The following is an 18944-nucleotide window of genomic DNA, read 5'->3' as shown; positions in this document are numbered from 1 at the left end:
GCTCGGCAACTGACCGGGGCAGACATCGGGACGACGAGGAGGCGGGCGACACCTGTGGGCGAGGATGCGGAGCTGCGGGGCACCACCACTCTCGACGGTTTCCGGGTCCTGTGGGTCGGCATCAAGCGCGAGCCGATCGTCTTCACGGTCGCCACGCTGGGAGCGGTGCTCTTCGGCGTGCTGACCGTGGCCGACGCCTGGGTGCTCGGCTGGGCGACGCAGCACGTCGTGATCCCGGCCTTCGAGACCGGCGAGATCGGCACCGACATGCTGGTGTGGGTGGTTGCCCTCTTCATGGGCGTGGCCATCCTGCGCGCCGTCGGCATCGTCGCGCGGCGGCTCGGCGGCGGCATCATGTACTACCGGATGCAGTCCCACACCCGTCGGGGCGTGACCCGGCAGTACCTGTCCCTGCCGATGGAGTGGCACCAGCGCCACCCGACCGGACAGCTGCTCTCCAACGCCTACTCCGACGTCGAGGCCGCCTGGTCGCCGATCATGCCGCTGCCGATGGCGCTCGGCACGGTCGTGATGATGGTCATCGCGGTGGTGCAGATGTTCCTCGCCGACGTGGTGCTGGCGCTGGTGGGCCTGCTCGTCTTCCCGGCCGTGGTGGTGGCCAACCTGCTCTACCAGCACTTCTCCTCCCCGCTGATGACCCGGGCCCAGGGGCTGCGCGCCGAGGTCAGCGAGATCGCCCACGAGTCCTTCGACGGCGCGATGGTCGTCAAGACGCTGGGTCGCGAGGTCGAGGAGACCGACCGATTCCGTGCCAAGGCCCACGAGCTGCGCGACGTCAACATCCGCGCCGGACGCTTCCGCGCGATCTTCGACCCGACCCTGGCCAGCCTGCCCAACCTCGGCGTGCTCATCGTGCTCGCGGTCGGCGTCTCCCGGGTCGCCAGCGGTGCGACCGAGGCCGGCGACGTCGTCACCGTCGCCTACCTGCTGACCATCGTGTCGTTCCCGATCCGCGCGATCGGCTGGCTCCTCGGGGAGTTCCCGCGATCGGTCGTGGGCTACCGGCGCGCCAAGGCGGTGCTCGATGCCACCGGCAACATGGCCTACGGCCTCGACGAGCTGCCCACCCGCGCGACGGGCGGCGCGCTCCTGGAGGTCGAGGATCTCCACTACTCCTACGACGCCGACGCGCCGCTGCTGCGCGGTGTCGACTTCGACGTACGCCCGGGGCGCACCGTCGCCCTGGTGGGGGCCACCGCGTCGGGCAAGAGCACGCTGACGAGCCTGATGACCCGGCTGGTCGACCCCGACGCCGGCCACATCCGCATCGACGGCCACGACCTCACCGGCCTGCGCAAGGGCGAGCTGCCCCGCGACGTGGCGCTCGTCCCGCAGACCGCCTTCATGTTCGACGACACCGTCCGGGGCAACGTCACGCTCGGCGCCGACGTCGCAGACGCCGACGTGTGGGCCGCCCTGCGCACGGCCCAGGCCGACGGCTTCGTCGCAGCCCTGCCCGAGGGCCTCGACACCCGGCTGGGGGAGCGCGGCACCTCGCTGTCCGGCGGGCAGCGCCAGCGGCTCTCCCTCGCCCGGGCGCTCGTGCGCCGTCCGCGGCTGATGATCCTCGACGACGCCACGTCGGCCGTGGACCCTGAGGTCGAGGCGCGGATCCTCGCGTCGCTCCGTGGCGACCGCGGTGACGACGACGGTTCGGCCGCCTCGCTCGTCGTGGTGGCCTACCGCAAGGCGACGATCTCGCTGGCCGACGAGGTGCTGCACCTCGACGAGGGGCGCATCGTCGGACGCGGCACCCACGCCGAGCTCCTGTCCACCAGCCCCGCCTACGCGCAGCTGGTCAACGCCTACGAGACCGAGGCCCCCGCCGACGCCGCCGAAGGGACCTCACGATGAGTGCCACCGCCCCCACCTCCGGCACCCGCATGGACACCGGCGAGGACATCGGCGCCATCGCGACCCTCCGCCTCGGCGTGAAGTACTCACCCGAGCTGCGTGACGGCCTCGGCCTCACGCTCTTCTACGCCGTGATCGCGTCCTGCGGCCAGATCGTCGTCCCGATCGCGGTCCAGCAGACCCTCGACCGGGGCCTCAACGGTCCCGGTGGGCCGCGCCTGGACTACGTCGCGTGGATGGGCGTGCTGGCCGCGATCGCGATCCTCGTGACCAGCTGGGCGTCCTACCTGATGACCAGCCGGCTGTTCACCGTCTCCGAGCGCGGGCTCGCGACGCTGCGCACCAAGGCGTTCCGCCACGTCCACGACCTCCCGCTGCTCACCCAGAACACCGAGCGCCGCGGCGCACTGGTCTCGCGGGTGACCAGCGACGTCGACCAGGTCAGCCAGTTCCTGGTCTTCGGCGGCCTCATCTTCGTCGTCAGCATCGGGCAGATGCTGGTCGCGACCGTGCTGATGGTCGTCTACAGCTGGCAGCTGGCGCTGGTCGTGTGGCTCGCCTTCGCGCCGCTGTTCCTCTCGATCCGCTGGTTCCAGAAGAAGCTGTCGGCCGCCTACACCGTCGTACGACACCAGGTCGGCGTGCTGCTCGGCGCGATCTCCGAGCCGGTCGTCGGCGCCGCGGTCGTCCGCTCCTACGGCATCGAGGACCGCACGCAGGCGCGCATCGACACCGCCATCCAGGACTGGCAGGACGCCTACACCCACGCGCAGACCTACACCGTCACCTCGTTCTCCCTGGGCGGGCTCTCGGCCGGCCTGGCCAACGCCGGCGTCATCGTGATCGGCGTGCTGCTGGGCTTCACCGGTGACATGACGTCCGGCAAGGTGCTCGCCTTCGCCTTCCTCGTCACGCTCTTCGTGGGCCCGGTCCAGATGGGCACCCAGATCCTCACCGATGCGCAGAACGCGATCGCCAGCTGGCGCCGGGTCCTCGGCATCCTGGAGACCCCGGCCGACCTCCTCGACCCCGGCGCCGACGGCGAGGTCCTGCCCCGCGGTCCGATCGACGTCCGGTTCGCCGACGTCAGCTTCGCCTACCCCGACGGGCCTCCGGTGCTCCGCGAGGTGGACCTCGCGATCGATGCCGGCACGCGCGTGGCGATCGTGGGGGAGACCGGCTCGGGCAAGTCCACCTTCGCCAAGCTGCTCACCCGCCTGATGGACCCGAGCGACGGCTCCGTGCTGCTCGACGGCGTCGACGTACGCCGCATCGACGCGCGGTCGCTGCGGCGCAGCGTCGTGCTGGTGCCGCAGGAGGGATTCCTGTTCGACGACTCGATCGCGGCCAACGTGCGTTACGGCAAGCTCGACGCCACCGAGGAGCAGATCCGCGCGTCGGCGGTCGAGCTCGGGGTCGACGACTGGCTGCGCGGCCTCCCGCGCGGGCTGCACACCCAGGTCGGGCAGCGGGGCGAGTCGCTGTCGGCCGGCGAGCGCCAGCTCGTCGCGCTGCTGCGGGCCCACCTCGCAGACCCTGACCTCCTGGTCCTCGACGAGGCGACCAGCGCGGTCGACCCAGCGCTGGAGATGCAGATCGGCCGCGCCCTCGAGCGACTCATGCAGTCACGGACCTCGGTCACCATCGCGCACCGGCTGTCGACGGCTGAGAGCGCCGACGAGGTGATCGTGGTCGACAAGGGGCGCGTGGTGCAGCGCGGACCCCACCGCGAGCTCGTCACGCAGGCCGGGAGCGTCTACGCCGGCCTGCACGCCAGCTGGATCGCCCAGCACTCCCGGGTGTAGCCCGGGACGCCGCTCAGGACGCCAGGAGCTGGCTGATGAGCAGGTCCGCGTCGAAGGCGTCGGACTCGGTGCCGGGTGCGACCACGGCGACGGTGCGGGCGATGAAGTCGAGGACGTCCGCCGCGCGGGCGAGCAGCACGAGGTGGCCGTCGGGCGAGCTGAGCTCGATCGAGACCATGGCGCGGCCGCTGAGCCCGATGGCGGGGGAGACGTGGACGTCGCCGTCGCCGGCCGGGGCCTCGGTGCCGCGGATCAGCAGGTCTCGGCCGAAGGTCCACACCAGGTTGCCGTCGGAGGTGACGAAGGTCATGGCCACGGCGAACGGGTCCGAGCTCGCATAGCTGAGAACCGTGTCGATCTCGTGGCGGATGCCGCGGTCGTCCATGCACTCGACGGTGATGTCCAACGCGACGTCGGACAGGGTGTGCCCGTTACCGGACAGGTTCATCGAGGGCTCCTAGTGGTCGCCCGGGGCGAGGCTTCCCCGGGTTGCGTGCTCATGAGACGGCATGCCGGGATGCTCATGATGCAAAACGGCAAAATATGACCCGAACCGGTCCAGACCGGATCTTGATGCTGGCTCGGGGCGAACTTGACGGTAACCCGGGCTTTCACCGCCGGAGAAACCGCTGGCCCGGCCGGGTAGGTTCTTACGCATGACGGGGGTAGCCAAGCGCATCGGTCTCGAGGTCCTGGGATGGACGTTGCTGCTCCTCGGCGTGGCGGCGATCTTCCTGCCCGGCCCGGGACTGCTCGGCATCTTCGCCGGCCTGGCGGTGCTCTCCCAGCAGTACGACTGGGCGGAGAGGCGGGTCGAGCCGGTCCGGCTGCGCGCGATGCTGGGCGCCGCGGAGAGTGTGGAGACCTGGCCTCGCATCGTCGCCTCCTGCCTCGGTGCGATCGTCTTGGCCGCGTGCGGCGTGCTCTGGATCATCACGCCGCCGGCGCCGGACTGGTGGCCGGTGTCGGAGACGTGGTGGCTGCCGGGCGGGATCTGGACCGGCATCACCCAGGTGGCCTCGGCGTTCATCGCGGTCGGTTTGATCATCTACAGCTACCGGCGCTTCCACGGGCACCCCGAGAAGGCCGACGAGCTGCGCCGTGACATCAAGGCGCGCGGGCGCAGGACGGCCGACCGCACCGTCGGCGCGGATTCCTGACCCGATTCCGGCTCAGGCCGCACGATGGGATACCGTTCTGCCGAGCTCGGGCGATTGGCGCAGTGGTAGCGCGCTTCGTTCACACCGAAGAGGTCACTGGTTCGAACCCAGTATCGCCCACCGAGTCCGCGACAGCCCCTGACCTGCGCCACGAGCAGATCCAGGGGCTGTCGGCATGTGGGACCCATGGTCGGTCCAACGATCCATCGCGCCCGAGGTGACGGCCCGTCACCAGGACGCTGGTGCTCGACGCGCCGGTCAGCTCGATGCGACGGCGTAGCGCCGGGAACAGCGCCACGGCAACGGCGCTCGATGAGCGTTCCCTCGGTGCGGGTGAGGCCAGGCGCGGCCGTTGGGCTCACGATCGGATCGACCGGCCTTCTCCTTCTCGGCGACGTCCGCGCGTCGCCCCGCACCGACGGGTGTAGTGATCTCATGGCTCCAGCCGAGAGCTCGAACGGCATCCCCCGCCAAGGCATTCTCCTCGCCGCGGCGATGTTCGTCTTCGTGATCGACACGTCGTTCATGAACGTCTCGATCTCGGCTGTCGTCAAGGACCTCGACACAACGGTGAGCGGCGTCCAGTCAGCCGTGGCGATCGAAGCCCTCGTGTCCGCTGCGTTCATCCTGATCAGCAGCAAGGTCGGTGATCTCTTCGGTCGCAAGCGCGCGTTCGTCGTCGGCATGGTGTTCTACGCCGTCGGAGCACTGGCCATGGTCTTCGCCCAGGACTTGACGGCGATCATCGTCTTCTGGGCGATCCTCGGTGGGCTCGGGGCCTCGCTCTACCTGCCCGCGATGCAGTCGCTGATCCACGGGAACTTCACCGGCAAGGTCCGCGCCAAGGTGTTCGCGCTGGTCGGAGCGTCAGCCGCAATCGCCGCCGCTATCGGTCCGCTGGTCGGAGGCTTCGTCACCACCCTCATGTCGTGGCGCGTCGGGTTCCTGTTGGAGGCGCTCATCATCGGCATCGTGCTGCTCGGAAGCCGGGGCATCCGTGACGTGCCGTACACCGGAGACCGCTCGGTCGACCTGGTCGGGGCGTTCTTGTCGGTCATCGGCATGGGCGGGCTCGTCATCGGGGTCCTCGTGTGGCAGGAGGGCGGCGAGTCCGTCGCGCTGCTCCTCGCGATCGGAGCCGCCGCGATGGGTGGCCTCGTGTACTGGCTGGTCCGACGCAAGCGCGAGGGACAGCCCGCGCTTCTCGATCCGGGCCTCTTCTCCTCGAAGTTGTTCAGCACGGGCGTCGCCCAGATCTTCCTCCAGCAGGTCGCGCTCGGCGGGCTGCTCATCGCATTGCCCATCTTCCTGCAGCTCGTCTGGGGCTACAACGCGCTTGAGGCAGGCATCACGCTGGCGCCGCTGTCGCTCACTATGTTCGGTGTCGCACTGCTCGCCGGACGGAGGGCGGGGCGGCGGAGGGCGAGCAGCATCATCCGAGCGGGCTTCGTCCTGCTCGCCGCATCGATCGTCGGCCTCATCCCACTGGTGCCTCGGGCGGACTCCGGTTGGCACCTGGTCCTGCCGCTCATGCTTGCCGGAGCCGGCCTCGGCCTCCTCGCATCCCAGCTCAACAACTACGCGCTCGCTCCCCTCTCGGAGGAACGGGTCGGCGAGGCTGCTGGGGTGACCTCGGCAACCGGGTCGTTCGGCCTGTCGTTCGGTCTCGCCTTCGCCGGCGCGATCATGCTCGCCACTTTGTCGACCGCCTTCACGACCATGGCGGGGTCGAGCAGTGTCCTGCCGCCGGCTGACCAGGAACGGGTCGCGTCGGTTCTCGAGGAGGACGCGCAAGTGATGAGTGACGCGCAGCTCGAAGAGCTCCTCGCCGCGCAGCCCGAGAGCGTGCAGGACGAGATCCTGGGCATCAACGCCGATGCTCGGGACCTGGCGCTCCAGGTAGCGCTCGTTGTCGCGCTCCTCGCGGCGCTCGGCGGTATCGCCATCTCCTTCCGCATGATGCGCCTGCCTGATCCAGCGCCGTCGACCGCGGACCACGATGCAGGGCTGTACTGACGACCCCCGCGGGTGGCCGGCCGCGTGACCGATCCGGCCCGGCACGGGTTGTTCGCGATCACGTCGTGGTCATCCACCTTGGACGGGCGGCCCATCCCTCACCCGCCGGGGGTGAGGCCAGAGGACCCGGCCGGTCACGACCATTGAGCCTCGACCAACCAACACGTGGAGGCCTGCTATGGCAAGCCCCGATACCGCTGCTGTCGCGGATCGTCGTGGCTTCGATCCGGTCGCTGCCGACGTCGACGAGGTGGCGCGTGAGCTGGGGGTAGATCCTGCTCGGGGGCTCTCCGGGGACGAGGCGCGAGTCCGGCTGGAGTCATACGGAGCAAACCGGTTGGCCGGGGGAAAGAAGGAACCGGGGTGGCGGGCATTCCTGCGTCAGTACCAGGATTTCATGCAAGTCATCCTCCTGGGTGCGGCCCTGGTGAACCAGCTGGTCACCGGAGACACCGGCACCACCGTCGTGCTGGCTGGGCTCACCGTGTTCAACGCCGTGATCGGCCTGCGCCAGGAGTCCAAGGCCGAGGAGAGCGTCAAGGCGCTCGCGCAGATGATGAAGACGATCGCCCGGGTTCGCCGAGATGGCCAGGCGGTGGAGATCGACGCCGAGGAGCTGGTGCCCGGCGACGTCGTCCTCGTCGAAGCGGGCAACCTGGTTCCTGCTGACGCCCGGGTCTGCCTCGCCGCGACCTTGGAGATCGAGGAAGCGGCACTGACCGGTGAGAGCCTCCCGGTCGGGAAGTCCACCGAGCCAGTCATGGGGGATGACGTCCCGCTCGGCGACCGGACCTGCATGGCCTACATGAACACGTCGGTCACTCGCGGACGCGGAGAGCTCATCGTCACCGCTACCGGCATGGGTACGGAGATCGGCCACATCGCCCACATGCTCGCCAACACCGAGACCAGCAAGACGCCGCTTCAGAAGCAGCTCGACGCCCTGTCCAAGATCATTGCCGCGATCGCCGCCGTCGCGCTCGTGCTGGTCGTGCTGCTGGGACTCGCCCGCGGTGAGTCCTTTGACACGCTGTTCGTCACGGGTGTCGCGCTTGCCGTGGCCGCCATCCCGACCGGCCTTCCGGCCGTGGTGACCGCGCTGCTCTCGATGGGGACCAGGGAGATCGCCAGCCGCCACGCCATCGTCAAGCGCCTGCCCGCGGTGGAGACGCTGGGATCGACGTCCGCGATCTGCTCCGACAAGACCGGCACCCTGACCCTGAACAAGATGACCGCCCGCGAGCTGATCATCCCCGGTCACAACCGGTACACCGTGTCCGGCGAGGGCTACAGCACGAGGGGCGACATCAGCCATGTGGGTGGGCAGCGCCACGACCTCGACCCCTACCTGCTGCCGATGGTGCTGTGCGCCGACGCCGTCCTCGACGGGGAGAGCCTGATCGGCGACCCGACGGAGGGTGCGCTCATCGTGCTCGGGGCCAAGGGCGGGCTCGACATCGAGCAGACCCGCAGGGCGTTGCCGCGAGTCGCGGAGGTGCCGTTCGACTCCGACTACAAGTTCATGGCCACCTTCCACGAGATGACGTCGGACGACGGTCTGCCTGTCCTGCGCTGCTACGTCAAGGGCGCCCCGGACGTCCTGATCGCTCGCGCCACGACCATCCGGAGGCCGGACGGCACCCTGGCTCCGATCACCGACGAGAACCGTGACCTCGCCACCGTCGCCAATGACCAGATCGCGAACGCGGGCGAGCGGGTCATGGTGGTGGCCCAGCGCGACCTCGACCCGAGCGTGCTCTCGTCGGGTGGCGAGCTCATCGATCACGTGCAGGAGCTCACGCTCCTGGCCATGGTCGGCATCGTCGATCCGCCCCGCCCCGAGGCCAAGGTCGCGATCGCCGAGTGCCACGACGCGGGGATCCAGGTCCGGATGATCACCGGCGACCACGCGACCACGGCTGCCGCGATCGCTGGGGAGCTGGGGATCGAAGGGCGGGCGATCACCGGTACGCAGTTCGCCGCGATGACCGACGAAGAGCTTCTGGGCGAGCTCGACGACATCGGCGTGATCGCGCGGGTGGCACCCGAGGACAAGGTGCGGCTGGTCCGACTGCTCAAGGAGAAGGGCAACGTGGTCGCGATGACCGGCGACGGCGTCAACGACGCGCCGGCCCTGAAGACCGCCGACATCGGTGTGGCGATGGGGATCACCGGTACCGAGGTCTCCAAGGAGGCCGCGGTGATGATCCTGACCGACGACAACTTCGCCACCATCGTGGGTGCTGTCTCCTACGGCCGCACCCTCTACGACAACCTGCTCAAGTACCTCCGCTTCCAGATGTCGACGCTCGTCGCCTACATCGCGATCTTCATCGGGGCGGGGATCATCGGCATCGCCGACGGCGCGCCTCTCAACCCGCTGCAGATCCTCTGGCTCAACATGGTCGTCGACATCCCGCTCGCGATCGCGCTCGGCTTCGACCAGCCTGCCCGAGGCCTGATGGCCCGTCCACCTCGCCCGGTGGGAGCGCCGGTCCTCTCCCGCAACAACTGGTTCCGGCTGCTGGCCCAGGGGGCCGTGATGACCGTCGGGGCCCTGGTCGCCTACCAGATCGGAGAGGACCAGGGCGGAGCCGTCGTGGGGGCGACGATGCTCCTCACGACGTTGTCGCTGTTCCACGTGGCAGGTGCGCTCCTCTCCCGCGACCAGCAGAACACGATCTTCGACCGGGATGCCGTGCCCGGCATCATGCAGCTCCGGCGATACGGCGTGGCGCTCATCGCGATCGTCCTCGTGACGTCGCTCGACTTCCTGCAGCGCATCTTCGACACCACCGCCCTGACCTTCACCCAGTGGTGCATCGGCGGGGGCATTGCCTTGTCCCTCGTGGTCGTCGAGGAGCTGATCAAGCTCGTCGTCAGACGCCAAGGGACGTCGGAAGAGGCGAGCCCGACGCCTCGGGTCATGGCTGCCGTACCCGCCTGAGGCACCGTCGACGGGATCGAGACCGCGGCTGACCGCGACAAACGTTGACCGACAACACTAGGGAGCAAGCGATGACGACTTTCACGGTGTGGCGCTTCGAGGACCCCGAGGGCGCGACCCAGGCAGTCAAGGCCCTCCGGGGCGCCGAGAAGGACGGCCTGGTCACGGTGGTGGACCACGCCGTGCTGACCTGGCCTGAAGGCGCAGACAAGCCGACGGCCGAGCATCACAGCGACGACGTCAAGCGTGGCGCAGCCTGGGGGGCCTTCTGGGGCGTCCTCACAGGCGCCCTCTTCATGGTCCCGGTCGCCGGCGGCGTCGTGGGGGTGGCTGTCGGCGCCTTGGCGAAGTCGACCGAGGGAGCCGGCATCACCGAGGAGGACCTGACCCGGATCCGAACTGAGATCGTCCCGGGAACCTCGGCGCTCTTCGTCGTCACGGAGGGGGGCAACCTGGATCGCTTGGGTGATCACGTCCGGATGCGCAACCACACACTGGTACACACCAACCTCACCGCGTCGGAAAGGGCGATGCTGCTCGAGACGTTCGGCGGGTCTTGAGCCGTGTCGCCCTGACGCCGACCCACCCGGACCGCTCCCAGGATCCAGGCCATTCGGCCTGAGGCCGCCAGCGGGCCGGCGGTCGTCTCACCCGCAACGGATGAGTCGTGAGCACGCGAGCGAGCGGCAGGGTCGACACGACATCTCGTCTCACGAAGGGGAAATCATGGGAACACTCACGGTGTGGAAGTTCGACTCCGCCAGTGGCGCGGACGAGGCAGCCTCGGTCTTGCGCGACCTGGCGAGCCAGCAGCTCATCAAGATCCAGGACGCAGCCACCGTGCGGTGGGACGAAGGGAGGAAGAAGCCCAAGACCCACCAGCTCAACAACCTCGCCGGTGCCGGTGCACTGGGAGGGGCCTTCTGGGGCATGCTCTTCGGCTTGATCTTCTTCGTACCCCTCCTCGGCGCCGCCATCGGCGCAGCGGCCGGTGCTCTCGGTGGTGCCCTCACCGATGTCGGCATCGATGACAGCTTCATCAAACGCGTGCGGGACCAGGTGACACCCGGAACGTCCGCACTGTTCGTCATGAGCTCCGACGCCGTCGTGGACAAGGTGAAGGAGGCCTTCGCCGGCTCGAGCCCTGAGCTCATCTTCACCAACCTCACCGACGAGCAGGAGGCGGCCATCCGCGAGGCCTTCGCTGAGCAGGACTGAGGAGCTGGCGCCACGGTGGCGCGCAGGCCGGTCGGCCCGAGGTCGACCCCAACCAAGGAGTGAGCAATGCGGACCGTCGCAGCAATCACGGCCATCATCGTCGGCACCGTCATGGCGATCGCCGGCGTCATCACGTGGGTGGTCGTCTCGACCACCTTGGAGGATCAGAAGATCACTGTCTCCGACGACGCCAGCTGCGCGGCCGGTGACGGGGTGAACGGCCCGATCTCCGCCTACTGCCAGGCCGACATCATCAACCAGCACACGCTGGACATCACCGGCGGCAAGACCTACGCCGAGCTCGACCGCGAGGACCCGAACCGCGCGGTCGCGATGGACTCCGCGTTCCTCCAGGCGTCTCTGTTCACCTCAGTCGTCGCCTTCGGCGTCGCCGGCATGGCCTTCGTCCTGGGAATCGTCCTGACCCTGATCGGACTGGCCCTCCGGGAACCCGTCCGCGCAGCCAGGCACTCCGGCACCTGACAGCTGCTGTCCGCAACAGCGGCAGGTCCCTGGGACCGTCAGAGCCGCGCCGCCCACGTCCGGGCGGCGCGGCTCTGTCGTTCAGCTCGGCGCGGCTGCGTAGCGCCGGAGGAACAGCGCCTCGGCCAGGGCCATCGCGGAGATCTCCCGCGGGTCGACGCTCTCGTTGGGGGCGTGGATCAGCGCCTGGGGCTCCTCGACCCCCATGAGGATGATCTCGGCGTCGGGGTAGGTGTCGGTGAACACGTTGCAGAGCGGGATCGAGCCGCCCTGTCCCAGGCTCACCATCGGCGTGCCGAAGGCCTCCTCCATCGCCGCGCCCATCGCCCGGTAGGCCGGGCCGTCGGTCGTGGCCTGGAAGGGGGAGCCGGTGGCCTCGACGTCGACGGTCATGTGGACACCCCAGGGTGCGGCCGCCCGGAGGTGTGCCGTCAGTGCCTCCAGGGCCACCTCCGGTGTCAGGCCGGGTGGGATGCGGAGGTTGAGCCGCGCGGCGGTCCTCGGCACGATGGCGGCCGCCGACCCGACGACGGGCGGACAGTCGATGCCGAGCACGGTGACCGCGGGACGGGCCCACAGCATGTCCGACACCTCGCCGTCACCGAGGAGCCGTACGCCGTCCAGCAGACCGGCGTCGCTGCGGAACTGCTCCGGCGGGTAGGGCTCGCCCTCCCAGCGACGGGTGTTGTCCAACCCCTCGACCGTCGTGTTGCCGTCGGCGTCCCGCAGGGCGGCCAGCACGGCGATCAACGCGGCCAGGGCGTCCGGGGCCGCGCCACCGAACATGCCTGAGTGCAGCTCGGAGGCGAGCGCCTCGACCGTGACGACCACGTTGACCATGCCCCGCAGGCTGACGGTCGCGGCCGGTCGGCCCACGGCCGCGTTCCCGGTGTCGCAGACGAGGATCGTGTCCGCGCGGAGCAGGTCGGGGTTCTCGACCACGAATCCCTCCAGCCCGCCGGTGCCCTGCTCCTCGGAGCCCTCCACCACCAGCTTGAGGTTGACCTCCAGGTCGTCACCCAGGGCACGCAGTGCCAGGAGGTGCATGAGGATGTTGCCCTTGCAGTCCGCCGTTCCGCGCCCGTACCAGCGCCCGTCCTTCTCGGTGAGCTCGAAGGGCGGCGTCTCCCAGGCGTCGTCGTCGAGGGGCGGCTGCACGTCGTAGTGGGCGTACAGGAGCACGGTGGGTGCGTCAGCGCGCGCGCACGGTCGGGAGCCGACCACCGCGTTGCTGCCGTCGGACGTCCTGGCGAGACGGGCGTCGAAGCCGAGGGAGGCGAAGCGATCGAGCACCCACTGCGCCGCGCGGTCGCACTCCTCCGGCGGGAACTGTCGGGGATCGGCGACCGACCTGATGGCCACCAGCTCGGCCAGCTCCTCCTTCGCCCGGGGCATCAGCTCGGCGACACGGGCGCCCAGGTCCGTGCCCACCTCCGTGCCCCCGTCCATGCTCACGATCCCGCCACGTCATCGGTCTTGAGGTCGTCGACGAACTCCTGGAAGTCCTCCAGCTCGTCCGGGCAGTAGATCTCGATGATGAGCAGCTGGCCCTGGAAGACCCGGCTGTCCACGATCACGGGCCGCGCGCCGGGACCGCTCGCTCCGTTCGTGAGCTGCGCCAGCAGGACGGACCGGCTCAGTGCCTCGTTCGGGTCCTCGCAGGTGGCGCCGCCGTCGTCGCCCAGGACACGGGCGATCTGGTCCCGGTCGGGAGTCCGGGCCCCGGCGTCCTCGAGCGCTGCGATGAGCTCGTCGGCCTTCGCCAGTGCCTTGGCGTTCTCACGTCCCTCGCTGAAGGCGAGGACGCCGGCCAGGGTGACCACGCCCAGGAGGACCAGCGCGGTGATGAAGATCCACCCGCGTTCGCGCGTGCTCTGGGTCTCGGTGGGAGTGCTCATGACGCGCTCACCTCCTCCGACTCGGGCTGCTTCCACGACGGCTTGCGCATCTTGTAGAAGATGAACGGCACCAGGAGCCCGAGCCCGAGGGCGCCGCCGCCCACGATCGCGAAGTAGAGCCCGGCGTTGCCGCTGGCGAACTGCGACGGCGGGATGAACCCGACGAGCAGGGCCGCCAGCGAGGCCGCGAAGCCGATGCCGCACATCCCGACCAGCATGGGCGCGCGGTAGCCGCGCGGGTGGTCGGGATGCTTGCGCCGCAGCTGGATCGCGGCGACGAACATCAGCAGGTACATGATGAGGTAGACCTGCGTGGTGATCACCGAGAAGATCCAGTAGGCGCTGGAGACGTCGGGGATCAGGGCGTAGGCGAGGCCGATCACCGTGGTGACGAGGCCCTGGACGACCAGGATGTTCTGCTGGACGCCGTTCTTGTTGAGCTTCTGCAGGAACGGGGGCAGGTAACCCTCCTGGCGCGAGATCAGCAGCAGGCCCTTCGAGGGGCCGGCGAGCCAGGTCAGCATGCCGCCCAGCGAGGCGGCGACGAGCATGATGCCCACGATCGGGGTCAGCCACTGCCAGCCGAAGTTGGCGAAGACCGCGTCGAATGCCTGCATGACGCCGGCCGTCAGGGAGAGCTCCTCGGCGGGCACGATCCAGCTGATCGCCAGTGCGGGCAGGATGAAGATCATCAGGACCAGGCCCATCGCCAGGAACATCGACCGGGGGAACTCCTTGGCCGGGTCCTTCAGCGACGACACGTGGACCGCGTTCATCTCCATGCCGGAGTAGGAGAGGAAGTTGTTGACGATCAGGACGAGGCTCGAGAGACCAGCCCACACCGGGAAGATGTTGTCGGAGGTCATCGGGGCAGCGGACTCGTTGCCCTGCCCGAGGAAGACCACGCCGAGCAGGACCAGGACGACGCCGGGGATGAGGGTGCCGATGATCAGGCCGCCGCTGGCCAGGCCGGCCACGCCCTTCGTGCCACGCGAGGACACCCACACGCCGGACCAATAGACGACGATGATGACTGCTGCCGTCCACACGCCGCTGCTGGCCAGCTCGGGGTTGAAGACGTACGCGAGGGTGCTGGCCACGAACCCGAGCAGGCTCGGGTAGTAGAAGATCGTCATCGCGAACTGGCACCACACGGCCAGGAAGCCCATCGGCTTGGAGATCCCCTCCGAGACCCACTTGTAGATGCCGCCCTCCCAGCCGGACGCCAGCTCGGCCGACACCAACGACGTCGGCAGCAGGAAGACGAGGGCAGGGAGGAGGTAGAGGAAGACGCACGCGAGGCCATACACAGCCATGGTCGGCGCCGCGCGCAGGCTGGCCACCGAGCTCGTGGTCATCATGGCCAGGGCCACCCACGAGATCCAGTTGACGGCCGGCGCCGGTGTGCGCGCCGCCGCGCCTGCCACCGCGTCCGCGGCGCTCACGTCGTCACCTGGATCATGCCGCTTCTCGCCACACGGATCATGCTCATCACACCCTCCAGCCGACGGATCAGTGCCAGTGCATCGACGCTAGTCAGGGCTCTGCGGGGCGCGGATCATCCGCGGCGGGTGACCCGGTCGTCAGCCGCGGGCCATCGCGTCGACGCACACCGTGATGGCGAGGATGAGGGCGACGTCCTGGCCCTGGGCGAGCTGGACGCCGTAGGTGTCGCGCACCCGGAACCACTTCTTCGAGACCTTCGCGACCGTCTCGCCGTCCCGCTCGATCTCGTACTCGTGGTCGACGATGTTGCCGTGGGCCTCGAGGTCCTCGCCGCCCTCCACCTCGATGACGTAGTGGTCACGGATGCCGAGGAGTCGCTTGTGCACCTTGGCCGTCATGTCGCCGCGCTCGATGGTCATCGTGTCGCGGACGGCGAGCTTCTTCTCCTGGATCTTGACCAGCGCCTCGCCGCTCGCGTCCTCCAGGACGAAGGTGTCGCGCCACCTCACGGCCTTGCCGTTGACCTTGAAGAGCCGGTGGCCCTGGTCGTCCTCGATCCAGAAGTCGTCACCGACCGACATCAGCTTCTCGCGCATCTGGAACCTGGGGCCGTCGAGGTCCCGGTCGCGAAGTCCCATCGTTCCTCCCTCGTCGTGCTCCGTGCCTGCCATGGTCGTGAGCGGGCGCCCGAGGTGGCGTCACCCCCGCTGGGTGATCCGACGGCGCGGCACGGCGACGACCATGGCTCGGACATCGATGGGCGAGGAGCTGGGTGATGAACACGACCGTCGCAGTCCACTGGGCTCCGCTGGCGACGTCCGTCGCCGCCGGGCTCGTGGCGTACGTCGTCGCGACCCGTGCGGTTCCCCCCGTCGTGCGTGCCGTCCTGCACGAGGTCGACTACCGGGTGAGCCACCCCGTGGGCGCGTTGCTCACGGGGTGTCCCTGAGCTCCGCCTCCCGTTCCCCGTCGTCGTCCAGGCGCACCGTGTCCGGCTGGCCGCTTATCAGGGGCAGCCGCCAGCGTCCGTCGGGGTCGGCCTCCACCAGCAGCGACCGGACCAGCAGGCTCATGGGCACGGCCAGGAGTGCGCCGAGCGGTCCCAGCACCCAGGTCCAGAACACGAGCGACAGGAAGGTCAGGCTGGTCGAGAGCCCGACGGCGTCACCGACGAAGCGGGGCTGGATGAAGGACTGGATCACCACGTTGATGACCGAGTAGAGGACGATCACGGCGAGCATGAGCGAGGGGCCCCCCTCCAGCAGGCCGATGAACGCGGGCGGGATGACGCCGATGACGAAACCGATGTTGGGGATGAAGTTCGTCACGAACGCCAGCACCCCCCAGATGAAGGCTCCCGGGATCCCCATGGCGTAGAGGACCGCGGCGTCGATGACGGCGACGATGAGGCCGAAGACCGCGGAGACGCCGAAGTAGCTGCGGGTGCCGCGGGCGAAGTTGTCGAGGCTGTCCACGAGCAGGGGGCGGTGCACGCGGGCTCCGTCGGCCAGCGCGCCGGTCCTGGCGGCATCGAAGGAGAAGAACACCAGCAGCGTCACGATCAGCACGAGGCCGGAGGTCAGCGACAGCACGCTCCCGAGCACCGACGTGACGAGGTCCACCACCCGCTGCGGGTCGAGCGCCTTCGCCATCGCATCGGTCTGCTCCGCACCGACTCCCATCGACTCGAGCGCGGACCCGAGGTCGTCGCCCAGCTCGTCGACGTCGGACGCGTAGCTCGGGACCAGCGTGGCCAGCCGGCCGATCGCGACGACGACGGCGAGGGCCAGCGACACCAGCAGCAGCACGGCGGCGACGAGCAGGCACGTCGACGCTGCCCAGCGGGGCAGGCGCCTCTCGAGCCCGCGGCGCAGCGGGTGGAACAGGATCGTGAGCAGCAGGGCCAGCATCACGGGAGCCACGATGTCCTGGGTGGCCCTGACGCCGGCCAGGACCACCACGGCGGCGGCTGCGCCCACCAGCAGGACGGTGGTGCGGGGGATGGTCACGACGGGATCCTCTGCAGCTCGGTCCGGTGCCCCAGGGTGACCAGCATGTCGACCAGGTGCCGGTGCAGGTCGTCGCCGCCGACGATCGGGCGGTCGGGGGCGAACAGGTGCGCGGGCGCCATGACGAACGCCCTGTCCTGCCACCCGCCGAGGCCACCGTGACACCCGACCAGGGGCTCGAAGGCCGCCACGTCCATCGTGACCGGGTCGAAGGAGCTGTTGACGTACAGGTCCGGCGCGCGGGGCATGAGGGTCGCGGCCTCGAGCATCGCCGGAGCGTGGGGACCGAAGGCGGCGAGCGGGTCGGTGCCCTCGACGGCGCCGGTCGAGAGGTCGCGACGCCCGTCCCGTCCCAAGGCGACAGGGCCGGTCGCGCTGAGCGCGCTGACGAAGCCCACCCCCGGGTGGGCGAGCAGCCCGGGCACGAGGCCGGGCCAGCGGTCCTCCAGCTCCTCGAGCAGCAGCCGTCGCGGGCCCGGGACGTGGACGAGTCCGAGGTTCCCGCTGGCCAGGACGACGAGCTCGGCGTCCTCGGCGTCGGATTCCTCGGGCTTGAGCTTGACGTCCACGCGCTTGGCGGCCGCACCCGTGACGGCGCCGGTGTGCGTCCCACCCAGGTCCTCAAGCACGGAGTCCACCCGTCCCCAGCCCTCGATGCTGCCCTCCACGCCCGCCGTGCGCGACTGGGTGAGGGACCGGCACAGGTCGCTCAGGTCGGTGCCATAGCGGGAGGCGAACGGTTCGCCCTGCGACTGCCCGTGGTCGCTGAGGATCACCAGGTGGTAGGTGCGGGGAGCCTGCTCGGCCACCTTCTCCAGCACCGCGAGGACCCGGTCGAGAGCGGTGAGCGAGGCGACCGTCTCGAGGCGCGTGGCTCCGGCGTGGTGGGCGATCTCGTCGTAGTCGACGTAGTCGACGTAGATGCTGCGGGTGCCGGCCATCATCTCCTCGGCCACCACCGTGGTGTTCAGGTCGCGCAGCAGCCCGTTGCTGAAGGCACGCAGGCCGGCGAAGGTCCACGAGCGGTGGACGCGGGGGTGCACGCCGAGACGCCGCTGGCGCAGAGCCTGGACCCGCTCGCGTGCGATCTCGGCGATGGTCCGCGAGACGCTGCGCACCAGCCCGTCCGGGCGGATCACGAAGCGTGCGAAGACCTGTCGGGTGCGTCGCGACCCGCGCGTCACCTCGAGCCGGCTCATGGTCATGCAGGCCCTCTCGGCGTCCCCGGTGAACAGGTTGGACACCGACACGCCCCCGTCGGCCAGGAGGCCGTGGCCCGTGGTGGCCCGCGACTCGATGATGGAGGCATCGGCGGGGCGGTTGGCCACCAGGACCCGACCGAGGTCACGGTCGTACCAGCGGAAGGCCGGTACGCCGTCCGCGCTGCCCTGCAGGATCGCCTGCTGGCTCGCGGGCGTCGTGCACGGCATCTGGACGGTCCACTCGTGCACCGCGTGGCTGCCGGCGTCGAGCCACCGGCGGGGGGTCGTCATCGTCCCGGACTGGACCACCCACTGCATGACGGGGAAGGAGACCCCGTCCAGCTGAACGAAGACGACGCCGTCCACCTCGGGGTCGGTGACGGTACCTGGCTTGAGGCGGACCAGGCTGGCGGTCATCGACTCGTCCGTGCCCGCGCTGGTGAGCCAGGCGAGCAGCGTCGAGATCGCAGCGGTGAGCCAGGCGGTCGCCACGGCCGTCCAGAAGGAGTCGAACGACGCGCCGGGGACGATCGTGATGGCCACCTGCATCACGAGGGCCTGCCCGAAGACGGCGACCGTCGCGACGGCGATCCACCCGATGGCGCCGGCCACCAGCGCGAGGACCGGCCGTACGAGCATCCCCACCAGCCCGCCGACCGCAGCGGTCACCGCCAGCGGCCACCACGACGTGTAGGTGAAGCCGGGCAGCAGCTCGGCGGTGAGCAGGAGTGAGAGGAACGTGAGGACACCCGTGCCGAGCAGGCGCCCGACGTCGGAGAACGTGAGACGGACACGCTGTCGTCGGTCACCCGCCCCACCCGGAGTGTCGGACAGGGGAGTCGCGGTGGAGGACGTCACTCGACTGCTCCTGTCGACGTCGCGGTC

At 69.6% G+C, this 18944-nt stretch carries 16 protein-coding genes and 1 tRNA gene; 10 read left to right on the top strand and 7 right to left on the bottom strand.

Annotated features, from left to right (window positions below):
• Positions 1–54 precede the first annotated feature (54 nt).
• Entirely contained in the window at positions 55–1875 is a 1821-nt protein-coding gene (locus ACNKF0_RS13790) for an ABC transporter ATP-binding protein (protein ID WP_416952966.1), read from the top strand.
• The gene (locus tag ACNKF0_RS13785; RefSeq protein ID WP_416952964.1) at positions 1872–3680 is read left to right on the top strand and encodes an ABC transporter ATP-binding protein; all 1809 of its coding nucleotides are present in this window, start codon (positions 1872–1874) and stop codon (positions 3678–3680) included. Before ACNKF0_RS13790 ends, ACNKF0_RS13785 begins: the two co-directional genes overlap by 4 nt.
• A gap of 13 nt (positions 3681–3693) precedes the next feature.
• Here ACNKF0_RS13785 and ACNKF0_RS13780 read toward each other — a convergent pair whose 3' ends face one another.
• On the bottom strand, positions 3694–4128 hold the full coding sequence (locus ACNKF0_RS13780) for an SsgA family sporulation/cell division regulator (protein ID WP_299923658.1): 435 nt from the start codon (positions 4126–4128) through the stop codon (positions 3694–3696).
• Positions 4129–4336: 208 nt separating this feature from the next.
• Here ACNKF0_RS13780 and ACNKF0_RS13775 point away from each other — a divergent pair, with 208 nt between their 5' ends.
• The 7 genes from ACNKF0_RS13775 to ACNKF0_RS13745 all read left to right on the top strand — a co-directional run bounded on the left by ACNKF0_RS13775 (position 4337) and on the right by ACNKF0_RS13745 (position 11504).
• A complete protein-coding gene (locus tag ACNKF0_RS13775) occupies positions 4337–4840 on the top strand; it encodes a PGPGW domain-containing protein (protein WP_416952962.1) in 504 nt (167 codons plus the stop codon).
• Between the two features lie 48 nt (positions 4841–4888).
• Positions 4889–4960: transfer RNA gene (locus ACNKF0_RS13770), tRNA-Val, on the top strand.
• 315 nt (positions 4961–5275) lie between these two features.
• Complete coding sequence (locus ACNKF0_RS13765) at positions 5276–6856, top strand: MFS transporter (protein ID WP_416952960.1); 1581 nt, start codon at positions 5276–5278, stop codon at positions 6854–6856.
• A 178-nt stretch (positions 6857–7034) separates the two neighbouring features.
• The gene (locus ACNKF0_RS13760) at positions 7035–9803 is read left to right on the top strand and encodes a cation-translocating P-type ATPase (protein ID WP_416952958.1); all 2769 of its coding nucleotides are present in this window, start codon (positions 7035–7037) and stop codon (positions 9801–9803) included.
• A 44-nt stretch (positions 9804–9847) separates the two neighbouring features.
• Complete coding sequence (locus tag ACNKF0_RS13755; protein ID WP_416952956.1) at positions 9848–10363, top strand: DUF1269 domain-containing protein; 516 nt, start codon at positions 9848–9850, stop codon at positions 10361–10363.
• A gap of 166 nt (positions 10364–10529) precedes the next feature.
• Complete coding sequence (locus ACNKF0_RS13750) at positions 10530–11021, top strand: DUF1269 domain-containing protein (RefSeq protein ID WP_416952954.1); 492 nt, start codon at positions 10530–10532, stop codon at positions 11019–11021.
• 66 nt (positions 11022–11087) lie between these two features.
• A complete protein-coding gene (locus ACNKF0_RS13745; RefSeq protein ID WP_416952952.1) occupies positions 11088–11504 on the top strand; it encodes an aromatic ring-opening dioxygenase LigA in 417 nt (138 codons plus the stop codon).
• Between the two features lie 81 nt (positions 11505–11585).
• Here the strand turns inward: ACNKF0_RS13745 and ACNKF0_RS13740 are convergent, their stop codons facing one another.
• The 4 genes from ACNKF0_RS13740 to ACNKF0_RS13725 all read right to left on the bottom strand — a co-directional run bounded on the left by ACNKF0_RS13740 (position 11586) and on the right by ACNKF0_RS13725 (position 15486).
• Positions 11586–12953, bottom strand: coding sequence for a dipeptidase (locus ACNKF0_RS13740; protein WP_416952950.1), 1368 nt, complete (start codon positions 12951–12953; stop codon positions 11586–11588).
• Positions 12954–12955: 2 nt separating this feature from the next.
• On the bottom strand, positions 12956–13402 hold the full coding sequence (locus tag ACNKF0_RS13735; RefSeq protein WP_416952948.1) for a hypothetical protein: 447 nt from the start codon (positions 13400–13402) through the stop codon (positions 12956–12958).
• Positions 13399–14847 carry an APC family permease gene (locus ACNKF0_RS13730; RefSeq protein WP_416952946.1) on the bottom strand — a complete coding sequence of 483 codons (1449 nt, stop codon included), beginning with the start codon at positions 14845–14847 and terminating at the stop codon, positions 13399–13401. The genes ACNKF0_RS13735 and ACNKF0_RS13730 overlap by 4 nt, the downstream gene beginning before the upstream one ends.
• Positions 14848–14985: 138 nt before the next feature.
• The gene (locus tag ACNKF0_RS13725; protein WP_416952943.1) at positions 14986–15486 is read right to left on the bottom strand and encodes an LURP-one-related/scramblase family protein; all 501 of its coding nucleotides are present in this window, start codon (positions 15484–15486) and stop codon (positions 14986–14988) included.
• A gap of 137 nt (positions 15487–15623) precedes the next feature.
• Here ACNKF0_RS13725 and ACNKF0_RS13720 point away from each other — a divergent pair, with 137 nt between their 5' ends.
• Positions 15624–15797: a hypothetical protein gene (locus ACNKF0_RS13720; protein WP_416952941.1), complete on the top strand. Its 174-nt coding sequence runs from the start codon at positions 15624–15626 to the stop codon at positions 15795–15797.
• On the opposite strand, the gene ACNKF0_RS13715 is transcribed toward ACNKF0_RS13720, so the two are convergent.
• On the bottom strand, positions 15781–16857 hold the full coding sequence (locus ACNKF0_RS13715) for an AI-2E family transporter (RefSeq protein ID WP_416952939.1): 1077 nt from the start codon (positions 16855–16857) through the stop codon (positions 15781–15783). The two genes, ACNKF0_RS13720 and ACNKF0_RS13715, sit on opposite strands and share 17 nt — an antisense overlap.
• A complete protein-coding gene (locus ACNKF0_RS13710) occupies positions 16854–18917 on the bottom strand; it encodes a phage holin family protein (protein WP_416952937.1) in 2064 nt (687 codons plus the stop codon). Before ACNKF0_RS13710 ends, ACNKF0_RS13715 begins: the two co-directional genes overlap by 4 nt.
• Positions 18918–18944: the final 27 nt, after the last annotated feature.

It is taken from the genome of Nocardioides sp. T5 (assembly GCF_048161455.1).
In the GTDB taxonomy this organism is placed as follows: domain Bacteria; phylum Actinomycetota; class Actinomycetes; order Propionibacteriales; family Nocardioidaceae; genus Nocardioides.
The sequence above is the reverse complement of the archived record's forward strand: the minus strand, read 5'-3'. Positions and strand labels throughout refer to the sequence as shown.

Coding starts and splice junctions, on each gene's coding strand:
- ACNKF0_RS13785 (WP_416952964.1), top strand. CDS start 1,872: ATGAGTGCCACCGCCCCCACCTCCGGCACCCGCATGGACACCGGCGAG.
- ACNKF0_RS13780 (WP_299923658.1), bottom strand. CDS start 4,128: ATGAACCTGTCCGGTAACGGGCACACCCTGTCCGACGTCGCGTTGGAC.
- ACNKF0_RS13775 (WP_416952962.1), top strand. CDS start 4,337: ATGACGGGGGTAGCCAAGCGCATCGGTCTCGAGGTCCTGGGATGGACG.
- ACNKF0_RS13765 (WP_416952960.1), top strand. CDS start 5,276: ATGGCTCCAGCCGAGAGCTCGAACGGCATCCCCCGCCAAGGCATTCTC.
- ACNKF0_RS13760 (WP_416952958.1), top strand. CDS start 7,035: ATGGCAAGCCCCGATACCGCTGCTGTCGCGGATCGTCGTGGCTTCGAT.
- ACNKF0_RS13750 (WP_416952954.1), top strand. CDS start 10,530: ATGGGAACACTCACGGTGTGGAAGTTCGACTCCGCCAGTGGCGCGGAC.
- ACNKF0_RS13745 (WP_416952952.1), top strand. CDS start 11,088: ATGCGGACCGTCGCAGCAATCACGGCCATCATCGTCGGCACCGTCATG.
- ACNKF0_RS13740 (WP_416952950.1), bottom strand. CDS start 12,953: ATGGACGGGGGCACGGAGGTGGGCACGGACCTGGGCGCCCGTGTCGCC.
- ACNKF0_RS13735 (WP_416952948.1), bottom strand. CDS start 13,402: ATGAGCACTCCCACCGAGACCCAGAGCACGCGCGAACGCGGGTGGATC.
- ACNKF0_RS13725 (WP_416952943.1), bottom strand. CDS start 15,486: ATGGGACTTCGCGACCGGGACCTCGACGGCCCCAGGTTCCAGATGCGC.
- ACNKF0_RS13720 (WP_416952941.1), top strand. CDS start 15,624: ATGAACACGACCGTCGCAGTCCACTGGGCTCCGCTGGCGACGTCCGTC.